The 12,193-nt window shown below is 45.4% G+C and carries 10 protein-coding genes and 1 pseudogene; 7 read left to right on the top strand and 4 right to left on the bottom strand.

The genetic code is table 11. The features are described from left to right. Positions 1-5: 5 nt before the first annotated feature. The 3 genes and pseudogenes from QFZ77_RS12785 to QFZ77_RS12790 form a co-directional block, all read left to right on the top strand. A pseudogene (locus QFZ77_RS12785) lies at positions 6-1,256 on the top strand (pectate lyase family protein); the annotation flags it as partial. 48 nt (positions 1,257-1,304) lie between these two features. Beyond that, positions 1,305-1,895 (top strand): chitobiase/beta-hexosaminidase C-terminal domain-containing protein, encoded by a 591-nt coding sequence (locus tag QFZ77_RS37770; protein ID WP_373462737.1) that lies wholly within the window; start codon positions 1,305-1,307, stop codon positions 1,893-1,895. Positions 1,896-2,036: 141 nt separating this feature from the next. Next, on the top strand, positions 2,037-2,471 hold the full coding sequence (locus QFZ77_RS12790) for a hypothetical protein (RefSeq protein ID WP_307440002.1): 435 nt from the start codon (positions 2,037-2,039) through the stop codon (positions 2,469-2,471). Between the two features lie 51 nt (positions 2,472-2,522). Here the strand turns inward: QFZ77_RS12790 and yfbR are convergent, their stop codons facing one another. Together yfbR and QFZ77_RS12800 are read right to left on the bottom strand one after the other, a co-directional pair. Beyond that, complete coding sequence (gene yfbR / locus QFZ77_RS12795) at positions 2,523-3,113, bottom strand: 5'-deoxynucleotidase (protein ID WP_307440004.1); 591 nt, start codon at positions 3,111-3,113, stop codon at positions 2,523-2,525. 47 nt (positions 3,114-3,160) lie between these two features. Then, positions 3,161-4,297: a polysaccharide deacetylase family protein gene (locus QFZ77_RS12800; RefSeq protein ID WP_307440006.1), complete on the bottom strand. Its 1,137-nt coding sequence runs from the start codon at positions 4,295-4,297 to the stop codon at positions 3,161-3,163. A gap of 116 nt (positions 4,298-4,413) precedes the next feature. Between QFZ77_RS12800 and QFZ77_RS12805 the strand changes: the two genes are divergently transcribed. From QFZ77_RS12805 to QFZ77_RS12815, 3 genes are all read left to right on the top strand, one after another. Beyond that, on the top strand, positions 4,414-5,964 hold the full coding sequence (locus QFZ77_RS12805) for a fumarate hydratase (RefSeq protein ID WP_307440009.1): 1,551 nt from the start codon (positions 4,414-4,416) through the stop codon (positions 5,962-5,964). Positions 5,965-6,112: 148 nt separating this feature from the next. Beyond that, positions 6,113-7,909 carry a two-component system histidine kinase PnpS gene (gene pnpS, locus QFZ77_RS12810; protein ID WP_307440011.1) on the top strand — a complete coding sequence of 599 codons (1,797 nt, stop codon included), beginning with the start codon at positions 6,113-6,115 and terminating at the stop codon, positions 7,907-7,909. Between the two features lie 96 nt (positions 7,910-8,005). Next, positions 8,006-8,722: a response regulator transcription factor gene (locus QFZ77_RS12815; RefSeq protein WP_307440013.1), complete on the top strand. Its 717-nt coding sequence runs from the start codon at positions 8,006-8,008 to the stop codon at positions 8,720-8,722. A gap of 34 nt (positions 8,723-8,756) precedes the next feature. On the opposite strand, the gene QFZ77_RS12820 is transcribed toward QFZ77_RS12815, so the two are convergent. Next, the gene (locus QFZ77_RS12820) at positions 8,757-9,857 is read right to left on the bottom strand and encodes a MerR family transcriptional regulator (RefSeq protein WP_307440015.1); all 1,101 of its coding nucleotides are present in this window, start codon (positions 9,855-9,857) and stop codon (positions 8,757-8,759) included. Positions 9,858-10,005: 148 nt separating this feature from the next. Here QFZ77_RS12820 and QFZ77_RS12825 point away from each other — a divergent pair, with 148 nt between their 5' ends. Continuing rightward, positions 10,006-11,088, top strand: a complete 1,083-nt coding sequence (locus QFZ77_RS12825; RefSeq protein ID WP_307440017.1) for a Gfo/Idh/MocA family protein — start codon at positions 10,006-10,008, stop codon at positions 11,086-11,088. A gap of 71 nt (positions 11,089-11,159) precedes the next feature. Here QFZ77_RS12825 and QFZ77_RS12830 read toward each other — a convergent pair whose 3' ends face one another. Continuing rightward, positions 11,160-12,032: a helix-turn-helix domain-containing protein gene (locus tag QFZ77_RS12830; protein ID WP_307440019.1), complete on the bottom strand. Its 873-nt coding sequence runs from the start codon at positions 12,030-12,032 to the stop codon at positions 11,160-11,162. Positions 12,033-12,193 lie beyond the last annotated feature (161 nt).

A 12,193-nucleotide genomic window follows, 5' to 3' on the forward strand; every position in this document is an offset into this window, starting at 1 on the left:
GTTCCATCTCAGTACCATTAACTGTCTACATCATCAATTCAGACGGATCGGATATTGGTAAACAGGTACTTGCGGTTAATGATGGCTGGGCTTCCTTTACAACGGGAACCAAAGGCGGATCTGCTGCTGCACCGTCGAATATATATACAGTGACTAAGCGCAGTGAATTGATTCAAGCGCTCGGCGGAGATAACAGCAAGAATGCTGCGAATTCCACACCGAAGATTATTTACGTAAAAGGTACGATCGATATGAACGTGGACAATGATGACAATCCGGTAGGATTCGATTATTACAAACATCCGGCTTATGATTTCAATGCCTACCTGGCAGCGTACGACCCTGCTGTATGGGGTAAAACAACAGTACCTTCCGGTCCATTGGAGACGGCTCGTGCGGCTTCAGAGACAAAGCAGGGTAACCAAATCAAAATTAATGTCGGGGCTAATACGACGATAGTAGGGTTACCTGGTTCTAATGCCAAAATTCTCAGCGGTAACCTGATGGTTCAAAACGTGGATAATGTCATTATTCGGAATATTGATTTCCAAAACGCGTTTGACTATTTCCCGCAGTGGGATCCAACAGACGGAGATGTCGGCAACTGGAACTCTGCTTTTGACAATATTACGGTTAAAAGCGCTACGCATATTTGGATTGATCATAATACGTTTAGTGATGGAAGCAACCCGGATGACTACAGCATTAAATACTTCGGACGTCACTACCAGCAGCATGACGGAGCTATGGATATAACGAATGCATCTGATTTAGTCACCGTCTCCTATAACTACTACCATGATCATGACAAGACAACTCTTATTGGTGGAAGTGACGGGTTTACCGGCGATATCGGAAAAGAAAGAATTACGTTCCACCATAACTATTATAAAAATATTGTACAGCGCGCACCACGTGTAAGGTATGGTGAAGTGCATATGTATAATAACTACTATGAAGGTACTGTCAATCATGCGAGTTATCCATTCCTTTACACCATGGGTGTAGGGTACTCCTCGCAAATTTATGCGCAAAACAACTACTTCAAAGTAGATCCAGGTACAAAAGAATCTGCTTTAATAGGCGTATTTACAGGAGGAACGACTTTCACCGATATTGGATCTGTTCTCAATGGTGTTGATGTGAATATTGGACTAAATATGAGTATTAGCCCTGTTAGTTGGACACCTACATTGTTTAAAACGATGGATCCGACAAGATCTGTACCTAGTGTTGTATTGTCTAGTGCCGGTGCAGAAAATACGGTAACGTTGCCCCCAATTGACAATACGGTACCTACGACTATGGATAATGCTCCTGCTGGCTGGGTAAACAATGACGTTACAGTCACGTTCACCGCCACCGATAGCGGATCCGGTGCAGCTGAAACCTACTACACGGTAGACGGCGGGACCCAGGAACAAGGCACTTCCGTTGTTATCACGACAGAGGGCAAGCACACGATCTCCTACTGGAGCGTTGACAAGGCAGGTAACGTTGAATCTCCACATACAGTGTTTGTGCAAATTGACAAGACGGATCCAACGCTTAAAGTTGATTTGGATAAAACAACTTTGGGGCCGCCAAACCACCAATGGATTACAGTGCATGCTGCTGTCAATGCTGATGATAGCCTTTCCGGAATTGCGTCCGTCGTTCTAACATCCATTACCAGCAATGAACCGGACAATGGGTTAGGTGATGGAGATACGGAAAGTGACATTCAGGGAGCGCAAATCGGTACATTGGATACTGAATTTATGCTTCGTGCTGAAAGATCTGGTAAAGGTAGTGGACGCATTTACACCATCACCTATACGGCTATAGATCAAGTAGGTAATAATACGACCAGATCAGCAATCGTTAAGGTTCCTTATAACCAATCTGGTAAGTAATTAGGATCATGCAGCTTTCAACCGCTTACATTTGTAGAAATGGTGAACTGATCGAATGTATGGGATCGCTTTCTTGTCGGGACTGTTCCAGTTCGGTTATACTTAGGAAAACCATTACATAAAATTGCGGAGGTTGTCCAAATGTATCCAGTTATGATATTTTTACATGTCGTTAGTGCTTTACTGCTTGGTGCGTATGTCATGTTCCCATTCTTAGTTGGACGAGTTGCAACTTTGTCTGGAGCTGCCCAAGAGAGTTTTGTCGGGGTGATTGCTACGATCAATCGCATCGGCCAATTTTCATTGATTGTGACCTTCCTTACAGGTGGCGCAATGGTAAGTCAAGTAGATCCGATGCCTTCCGTCCTATGGATGATCTCTTCCGTTGTTCTTCTTCTGATCGTAGGAGCAATCACGGGTATGATCGGTGGTAGAATTAAAAAGCTGATTGCGAATAGCAAAGCAGGTAAAAGCACGGCTTCTGATGCTGCCAAAATTAAAACATTCAGCTGGATCGCAGCCGTCGCTGTTATCGTGGCCGTATTGATTATGACGAATCCGCAGCTACTGTCGTAATTATTGGAAATTGAAAGAGCATGCTCATCATTGATGATGGCATGCTCTTTTTTACGTCGATTCATCCAATGTGATTTCATCTAATGTTTTCTCGAACGATGCACTCATATGCTCGAGGAAATAATCAACTTCAGGCATGTTCATTTTCTGTAAGCTTTTCAGAACTTGCTGCTTCGCGACGACGAATTCACGATTGCCTGTGGAGAGCTCGGTTAAGCATTTGATATAAGCTTCGAGCAAGTCGGCGGCTTTCACCCAACGGTAGAGCTCGGGGTCAGGATCTTGAATTAAATTGCGGTAGATGCCGCTGATTTCAGGTGGAATAGTTTGAATAAGTCGTTCGACTGCGACATCTTCGATCTCACGGAAGTTTCGCAGTATTTGCTCATTGTTATGCTTCACAGGCTGAGGAATGTCCCCTGTTAGTACTTCGGAAGCGTCGTGGAACAATGCAATGGATACCACGCGATCCGTTGGCACGTTGCGTCCATATACTTCGTTGGCAATGGTGCATAACATATGCGCAATCGTAGAGACATAGAAAGAATGCTCTGCTACGTTTTCTCTGCGCATGTTCCACATGAGACTCCATCGATCAATATATTTAAGTCGATATAAGTAAGCGAAAAAGTGATGATTCATCGGGTTAACTCCTCTTCGTTCTAATCCTTAAAAGTAAATAAAACGGCTTATTTGACGCTCGGTGTTACCCTCAAAGCCACCTTCCCGGTGGCTGGAGTGTAGACGAGCGGTTGCCCGATCATCGCGCTAAGATCATCCAGCGCGATTGTGACCAGCCCGTGCTCGCGCAGCACGGGCTGCCGCAGCGTGACGCGCGCATTCCCGCGCGTCGCTGCTTTCGCATTCACCTGCAGGGTGAATGCCTCTTGCCCGAGGCGGAGGCGAAGCACTCCGCCATCCACATCAGCGCTGCCGCCGAGCTGCGCTGCGGCAGCAGCCGCGTCCACGCGCAGCGGGGCGCTGCCCGGCTGCGCCAAGACCCGGCGCTGGATCGAGCGGTGCAGCAGCTCCGGCGTGATGCCGGGGCTGCCCGCGTTGATCCGCGGGATCAACAGGTGATCGGCGCTTCGCGTCGCCATCTCCGGTGAAATCGTGAAGGCGTAGCGGATGCCCGCCTTCGCTACTTGCTCTGTCGCCGCCGGCGACGTGATGCCGAATGGGTACGCCATCGTGTCGAGCGGCGCATCGGATAAGCCTGCAAGCTTGCCGATGCAAGCTTGCGTATCTTTGTAAACGCGCTGCGTATAAGCATCATCGCTCTCCGCATCCAATCTTCCTACCAGCGCTGCTTCACCACTTGGAAGCTTGTGATGAAGATTGTTGGTATGGCAGCCGATATCAATGAAGTTCGTGGCATGCGTCATCTCACTGATTTGCTCCTTCGACATGGAAGGAATGTAGGACCCTAGCGGATTCGTTAAGTCATTGGTAATAACGAAGTTCACAGCGGGAATTCGCAAGCTTTTCAAAATCGGATAGGCCGCTGTGTAGAAGCTTTGATAGCCATCGTCGAACGTAACCAGCACGGCATTGGATGGAACGGTAGCGCCCTCCATGTACTGTTTGAACTCTTCTAAGGAAATAAAATGATAGCCTTTGCTAAGTAGCAATTGAAGCTGATTTTGAAAAAGTGAGCTTGTAATTGTGCTGGAGCTGGTGTCCTTTTCATGCACATGATGATACATAAGAACGGCCACTTGGTCCTGGTAGTAAATATCCCCGGAGAGCTTAGCCTGCAGCGGCGTAAGCAAAAGGGTGAGCCCAATCAGGCTAACTAGAATCGAAATAGCGATTCTTTTGTACATGTCAGCGAATCTCCTTGTTTTCCTCACAAGAACCATCGAACTCTTCATGGGAGGTATGTTATAATAGTTTGTAATTATTATTATGTGTGTATTTGAGAGAGGAGCCAGACCTAGTCATGCAGCATTTTTATCAAAGCGTCTACGATTTGATTGTCGAAACTTCCACAAACCTTCCCGGTGATGTGCGCCGTGCGGTACAAGCCGCTCAGGAAAACGAGGACAAAGGCACGCGTTCTGCGTTATCTCTATCTCGCATTGCGGATAACATCCATATGGCGGAATGCAATGTATCCCCAATTTGTCAGGATACGGGTATGCCAACGTTTATTATACACTGTCCGGTTGGGGCAAACCAAATTATCATGAAGAAGCAAATCCTAGAAGCTGTTGCTAATGCTACGAAAGCTAGCAAGCTTCGTACAAACTCAGTAGATTCACTTACAGGTGCCAATAGCGGAGATAATCTAGGCCCTGGTACGCCAGTTGTTCATTTTGAACAATGGGAGCGTAACGATATTGAAGTGAAGTTGATTCTAAAAGGCGGCGGCTGTGAGAACAAAAATATTCAATACAGTTTGCCTGCTGATCTTGAAGGTGTAGGTAAAGCAGGACGTGATCTTGACGGTATTCGCAAATGTGTGATGCATGCGGTTTACCAAGCGCAAGGTCAAGGATGCAGCGCGGGTTTCATCGGCGTAGGTATTGGAGGCGACCGTACAAGCGGGTACGAGCTGGCAAAGCACCAATTATTCCGTCATGTTGACGATGTGAATCCAAATCCAGAGCTGCGCAAGGTTGAAGAGTACGTCATGGAGCATGCCAATACGCTTGGTATTGGAACAATGGGCTTCGGCGGTCAAGTGACATTACTTGGCTGTAAAGTTGGCGTAATGAACCGTTTGCCAGCAAGCTTCTTCGTTTCCGTTGGTTACAATTGTTGGGCGTTCCGTCGTCAAGGCGTGGTCTTGAATGCTGAGACTGGCGAAATTAATGGGTGGTCCTACCCAAGAGGGACAGAGGTTTCTTTCCAAGAGGCTTTTGAAGCAAGTGCTGAAGAAGCTAAGAATACACCAAAAGAAGAGCGCCGTGAGATCGTATTGACAACGCCAATATCGGAAGAGCAAATCCGCAGCCTCAAAGTCGGTGATGTCGTCGTCATTAATGGTACGATGCACACAGGACGCGATGCGCTGCATAAATATTTGATGGATCATGATGCGCCGGTAGATCTGAATGGGGCTGCTATTTATCATTGCGGACCGGTGATGAGTAAGGATGAAGCTGGCGAATGGCACGTTAAAGCGGCAGGACCGACGACTAGCATTCGCGAGGAGCCTTACCAAGGTGATATTATCAAGAAATTCGGTATTCGCGCAGTCATCGGTAAAGGCGGAATGGGACCGAAAACGTTAGCAGCTTTGAAAGATCACGGCGGCGTCTATTTGAACGCTATCGGTGGTGCTGCACAATACTACGCACAGTGCTTTAAGAAGGTTGAAGGCGTTGACTACATGGAATTCGGAATTCCGGAAGCGATGTGGCACTTGGAAACAGAAGGATTCGCTGCAATCGTAACGATGGATTCACATGGCAACAGCTTGCATGCTGACGTAGAGAAGAATTCACTCGAGAAGCTGGCAGCTCTGAAAGAGCCTGTTTTCAAATAATTTTCTAGGCATGCACTTAACCTTCATCTTTACAAAAAAAATACTGGATTAGGCACGGAAGAAAGGGTTACTATGTAGAGTAGCTCTTTTCTTTTTGTTTTTAATCATGAAAATGGACAGACTGAAACCATCGGAGGCTTAGAATCAGATGACCAAATTCCGTGCCAAACTAACTTTTATTTTGATTTTATTGATTGGTTGTTCGATGCTGATTGCGGGCATTTTCATGGCAAAGGTGCTTGAGAATTCTCACATAAAGTCTTTACAAGACAATATGGAACGAGAGCTCCAAGTTATTACGGCAACTGGTGATTGGAACCGAAAAGGTACCGATGCAGAGTTGATATCTTACTATTCTGTTCAAGCCAAACGCCTTAAAGAAGCAACGAATGAGAGATTGACGTATGTTCGAGCGGATGGGAAAGTACTAGGGGACTCCGATCAAAGACCCGAACAGATGGACAATCACTTGAATCGACCGGAGATTGTGTCGGCAGCAGCGAATGGAATCGGCTACATTACGCGTTACAGCGATACGTTGAAGGAAAATATGCTGTATGCCGCTATTCCAGTGAAGAATGAAGCACAGGAGACAACAGGGTTTTTACGTATATCCATGAGCTTGGAACAGGTAGGGAAGTCGATCCGCAGCTTATGGTATTTCCTGATTTCTGGGTTAATCATTTTGTTCCTGATTGCAGGAATCGTTAGTTATCGGATTGCGAAAGGGATCACTCATCCTATTGAGAAGATGACGAAAGTAGCCCAGCAAATTACGAATATGAACTACGAATCTCGCGTTCCGGCTTACAGTAATGATGAGGTTGGACAGCTGGGTCAGGCGATTAATCGCATGTCCGAAAGTTTGCAGCAGCAAATGGCACGAATTCAGGAAAATGAACGCAGGCTTCAAGGCGTTATGGAAAATATGATGAGCGGAATTATGATGATTGACCGTGAAGAGCGGATTATGCTTTTAAACCCTGCTGCGGAATACATCTTAGGTTTCTCCTCACAGGAGCTTCTGGGGAAGAAATATAATGAAGCCAAGCAGCAATATGAGTTTACAAAGTTAATACAAGAATGCATAGAGACACAAGATCCAATTCGCGATGAGATGGTTTTCTATTATCCGGCAGAGCGAATTCTCGATATTCATTTGAGTCCAATTGCCCATGAAGATGAGGAATGGTCGGGTGTTCTTATCGTTATTCACGATATTACGGCTGTACGCAGACTTGAACGGATGCGCAGTGAATTCGTCGCGAATGTATCGCATGAATTGAAAACGCCAATTGCCGCCGTTAAAGGCTTTGCCGAAACGCTGCTGGCTGGTGCTCTAAACGATAAGGAAACGGCAGTGTCATTCTTACAAATCATTTTTGATGAGAGTGAGCGGTTGAATCGATTGATTGGGGATATTCTGGAGTTATCCAAAATTGAATCGAAGCGGATTCCGATGAATTTTTCGCCGATCTACTTGCCTGAATTTCTGGAGAGATCGTTAAGTGTGTTGCGAAAAGAAGCGGAGAAGAAGCATATTGAACTGAGTATGCTGGTCGATGACGATATTTATATCGAGGCGGATGAAGATCGATTACGGCAAATTATCATCAATCTGCTTTCCAATGGTATTGCGTATACGCATGATGGAGGCAAGGTAAAAGTGCGGGTAGAACCACTTGATATGAATGCTGATGGGGATTATGAACGGCTGCGGCTAATTGTTTCGGATACGGGGATGGGGATACCTAAGAAGGATTTACCTCGAATTTTCGAGAGGTTCTATCGCGTAGATAAAGCACGCTCCAGAAGCTCAGGCGGAACAGGATTAGGATTATCGATAGTGAAGCATTTAGTTGAGCTGCATAAAGGAACGATTCGGGTCGATAGTGAGGTTGGCGTCGGTACGAGGTTCACGATTGAATTACCTGTCATACACTAATTTACACAGCGATGATGAAACATTTACATTGTTTTTACAATCATGTGGTAAAATGAGGTTGTGCAATGTAAATATACTGTAAACGCGGGGGATCCCATGGCACAAAAAATACTAGTTATTGAAGACGAGCCAACTCTAGCTCGATTGCTGTCGTACAACTTATCTCAAGACGGGTATGATACGAAGGTTGTCGATCATGGTGGCGATGGGCTTCAAGAGGCGTTGCAGCAGACTTACGACTTAATTATACTGGATATTATGCTGCCTGGACTGAATGGATTCGAGGTATTGGCGAAGCTAAGGCAGAAAGGAAACAGCACACCTGTAATTATTTTAACGGCACGTAATGCCGAGGATGAAGTGGTGCAAGGTCTTAAGCACGGTGCTGATGATTATATAACGAAGCCCTTTGGGGTAGCGGAATTGCTTGCCCGCGTCTCTGCCGTTCTACGAAGAACACAATCGGAGGACGTGGCAGCGGACAAACTTAAAAGCAATGAGAAAGTGATTCAGGCGGGTGAATTGTACATTTATCCGGAGAAATATGAAGTCGTTCTGAATGGAGATTCCATTCCGTTAAGACCGAAGGAGTTTGAGGTTCTGCTTTATCTCGTACAGCGCCCAGGCGTTGTCGTTACAAGAGACGACCTTATGAATATCGTTTGGGGATTCGACTATATTGGCGGTCAGAGAACCGTAGATGTTCATGTGAGCTCGCTTCGTAAGAAGCTGGAAATGAATCAACAATCTGTTCAAATCGATTCAATCCGTGGCGTTGGCTACAAACTGGTAGCAAGTATGGTCAAAAAATAATGAGCCTTGGGTGCTGGTTAACAGCGGCCCAGGCTCATTTTTGTGCGTAAACAACGTAAATGCTGTTCCCCAATGGCTCCGATTTAACTTGACTTGTGTGAGAAAGTAACCACTCTGTTAGATGGGTATGCGTCATGTAGAGATCGACCTGCTCATGCATCATAGGCAGCTTAGTAGCCTTAGACGAGATGAGGTTGGCTAGAAATGCATCTGCTTCATTTCGATCTTGCATCATATAATCGGCTAAACATACGACTCCTCCCGGCTTCAAGACCCGCAGCATTTCACCCCAGGCGAGCTCCCTTTGCGCTTCTGTCAAATGATGAAGGGCAAACGAACTGACAACATAATCAAACGTTCCATCCATGAACGGAATGGCCAGTACATTACCGAGCTTGAGTTCGATGTCAGCATATTTGGCTGCGCAAAGCTTGAGCATTTGCTTGGATTGGTCGATGGCGGACATAGTTAGGCCGATATGCTGCAGCTTGCCGGCTAAGTTGCCGGTGCCTGTTCCTACATCAAGCCCCTTAAGGCCATGAGCGGGGGAGATAAGCTCAGCGATTTTGTCTAAAGCTGCCTCGTAGCTTGTATATACGGGAGGGCTGCTCATATCGATGTCGTTCAGCGGGCCGTTTTCTGTGATATCTACAAATGAAGAAGCAGGCTGCAGCAGCTCATCAAATTGTTGGGCCTTTCGATCGAAATCCCAATGGTCGCGCCAGCTTCCTCTTAGGTCACGCAGCTCCTTGCTTTGCTGGGCTAACTCGTAAAGCAGTTCAGTCGGCAGTATGCTGTTTCCTTGTGCGGCTTGGATCATCTGATCCATTGTTCCAATGATTTGTTTCATTTCTGTCCACTGTTCAAACAGCATTGAACGCTGCATCTGCAGAGCGCTTAGCACTTCCTCTTGTTGATTTAAATCGGTTTGGGCTAAGGTTTGACGAATATCTTCAAGTGTCATTCCGACTTCCCGCAGAGAAATAATGGTTTGTAATCTCCACGCATCTTGTTCCGTATAGGTTCGATAGCCATTCTCTTTCTGCTTCGCAGGCTTTAACAGTCCTTTCTGCTCATAGAAGCGAATGGCTCTGGCCGTGATGCCGAGTTTGCGGGAAATTTCGTTAATAAGCATGTATGATCCTCCATCATGGCACAATTGCATACAATTTTCGCCAGATCAGAAATTTTATTTTTGTAGGTTTTTGTTATACTCTTATATAGTACTAGCTATGAGCAATTGTGAGAAGCCTAACGGTTATACATATCTAAGGAGGATCATCATGTCAAAAACGTATCGTATAGCAATTATTGGATGTGGAGGTATTGCCAATGGCAAGCACATGCCAAGTTTAAACAAATTAAAGAATGTAGAAATAGTTGCTTTCTGTGACATCATTTCTGAAAAAGCGCAGGAAGCTGCTGCTAAGTATGGCAAAGAAGACGCTCGTGTCTATGAAGATTACCGCGAGGTCCTGAGAGACAGTTCCATTGACATCGTTCATGTCTGTACGCCAAATGATTCACATGCGGAAATCACGATTGCTGCATTAGAAGCAGGCAAGCACGTCATGTCAGAAAAGCCGATGGCCAAAACAGCTGCAGATGCACGCCGCATGGTGGAAGCAGCTAAGCGCACAGGTAAGAAGCTGACAGTTGGTTACAATAATCGCTTCCGTGGCGATAGCCAACATTTGCACCAGTTATGCTCGGAAGGCGAGCTAGGTGAGATTTATTTCGCTAAGGCTCATGCGATTCGCCGCCGCGCGGTACCTACTTGGGGCGTTTTCCTTGATGAAGAGAAGCAAGGCGGAGGCCCTCTGATCGATATTGGTACGCATGCACTTGATTTAACCATGTGGATGATGAACAATTATGAGCCGAAGGTGGTACTGGGTACTTCTTATCATAAATTATCCCAACGAGAAAATGCAGCTAATGCTTGGGGACCTTGGGATCCTTCCAAGTTCACCGTTGAGGATTCTGCATTTGGTATGATTACAATGAAAAATGGAGCTACGATTATTCTTGAATCGAGCTGGGCGCTGAATACACTTGAAGTGGATGAAGCGAAATGTACACTTAGCGGAACTGAGGGCGGCGCTGATATGAAAGGCGGTCTTCGCATTAATGGTGAGAAGCACAGCCGTCTATACACGACAGAAGTTGAACTGAATGCAGGCGGCGTAGCCTTCTACGATGGTGAAACAGAAAGTGCACCGGATTTAGAAATGCGCCTATGGATTCAAGCGATCGAGAATGATACAGATCCAGTTGTAACCCCTGAGCAAGCTTGTGTCGTGTCCGAAATCTTAGAAGCTATTTATGAGTCAGCAAAAACAGGAAAAGCCGTTTATTTCGACTAGTTTCGACTATTTCCTGGGAAATGAAAAATCCCTTTCTTCGATATGATTATCGGAGGAAGGGATTATTTGTGCTATATAACGCTCTTGCTAGCTTTGCGATGTTCACCAGGTGTAGAGCCCGTTCTTTTTTTGAACATTTTGGAGAAATGGTGTAAATCAGCAAAACCGCAATAGAGCGCTATAGATTCGAGACTAAGATCTGTGTTTGTGAGCAATTCCTTGGCGTGATTAACCCGCATGTTGATTAAATACTGGTGAGGCGAGATACCGTATCGCTGTTTGAACATGAAGCTGAATCTGGAAACGGATAGGCTGGCTCGATTCGCCATGTCCTCTAATGAAATGGGTTCGCTTAGATGATTGGAAAAGTAAGAAGTAATCCAGTTGAACGAATGTACAGGTGTCCGTGTCGCCTGGAAGTAAGTCTCTAGTAAAGAAATGATAATTTCCGTAACGAAATATTGGGTTTTCAACTGTATGAGCGGATCCTGCTGCTGGGCATACTCAATAACCTGAAAAAGCGTTTCTTTCAATTTAGTTGGGTTAGAGGGATGAACATGAACCGGCATTTGAATCCCATATAGATCATTGATTGTTGGCTGCATCAGGTTCATATAAGCCGATAAATCAATCTGACCGGGTCGGGTAGGGAAGCTGTTTTCACGTTCGGAATTATAACATAAATCAAAATGAATATAAGGCGTAACTGTGTTAGTCAGCCCTTCGAGTGTTAGCAAACTTCCCGGTTGTACGAGGCAGAATTGACCCGCTTGAAACATATACTTCTTATGATCTACCCAAAAACAGCAAGTGCCTTCTTGAATATAAACGAATAGGTAATCAAGCAACCTACGCTCCGGATATATCCACGGCTTACGAACAGCAAACTCACTTTGCCTAACAAAAGGAACAATCGAATGTTGTTTCAATAATTCGGTGAACATGCCGAATCCTTTCACTTACCAGTAATTTTTTCTTATGTCTTATTGTAGTACTTCATTGAACAGATAATCCAGTTGTTTTTGACAATAATAAAAGCTTGTTTGACAAAGATTTCGAACTATTTGGCACCTATAATAAAGCTGTAATTATACAAAAGAGGTGA

Source organism: Paenibacillus sp. V4I3 (assembly GCF_030817215.1).
In the GTDB taxonomy this organism is placed as follows: domain Bacteria; phylum Bacillota; class Bacilli; order Paenibacillales; family NBRC-103111; genus Paenibacillus_E.

Bases quoted from the DNA above. Each gene is read 5' to 3' on its own strand.
- yfbR (WP_307440004.1), bottom strand. From the start codon at position 3,113: ATGAATCATCACTTTTTCGCTTACTTATATCGACTTAAATATATTGAT.
- QFZ77_RS37770 (WP_373462737.1), top strand. From the start codon at position 1,305: ATGGATAATGCTCCTGCTGGCTGGGTAAACAATGACGTTACAGTCACG.
- QFZ77_RS12825 (WP_307440017.1), top strand. From the start codon at position 10,006: ATGTCAAAAACGTATCGTATAGCAATTATTGGATGTGGAGGTATTGCC.
- QFZ77_RS12800 (WP_307440006.1), bottom strand. From the start codon at position 4,297: ATGTACAAAAGAATCGCTATTTCGATTCTAGTTAGCCTGATTGGGCTC.
- QFZ77_RS12820 (WP_307440015.1), bottom strand. From the start codon at position 9,857: ATGCTTATTAACGAAATTTCCCGCAAACTCGGCATCACGGCCAGAGCC.
- pnpS (WP_307440011.1), top strand. From the start codon at position 6,113: ATGACCAAATTCCGTGCCAAACTAACTTTTATTTTGATTTTATTGATT.
- QFZ77_RS12790 (WP_307440002.1), top strand. From the start codon at position 2,037: ATGTATCCAGTTATGATATTTTTACATGTCGTTAGTGCTTTACTGCTT.
- QFZ77_RS12830 (WP_307440019.1), bottom strand. From the start codon at position 12,032: ATGTTCACCGAATTATTGAAACAACATTCGATTGTTCCTTTTGTTAGG.
- QFZ77_RS12805 (WP_307440009.1), top strand. From the start codon at position 4,414: ATGCAGCATTTTTATCAAAGCGTCTACGATTTGATTGTCGAAACTTCC.
- QFZ77_RS12815 (WP_307440013.1), top strand. From the start codon at position 8,006: ATGGCACAAAAAATACTAGTTATTGAAGACGAGCCAACTCTAGCTCGA.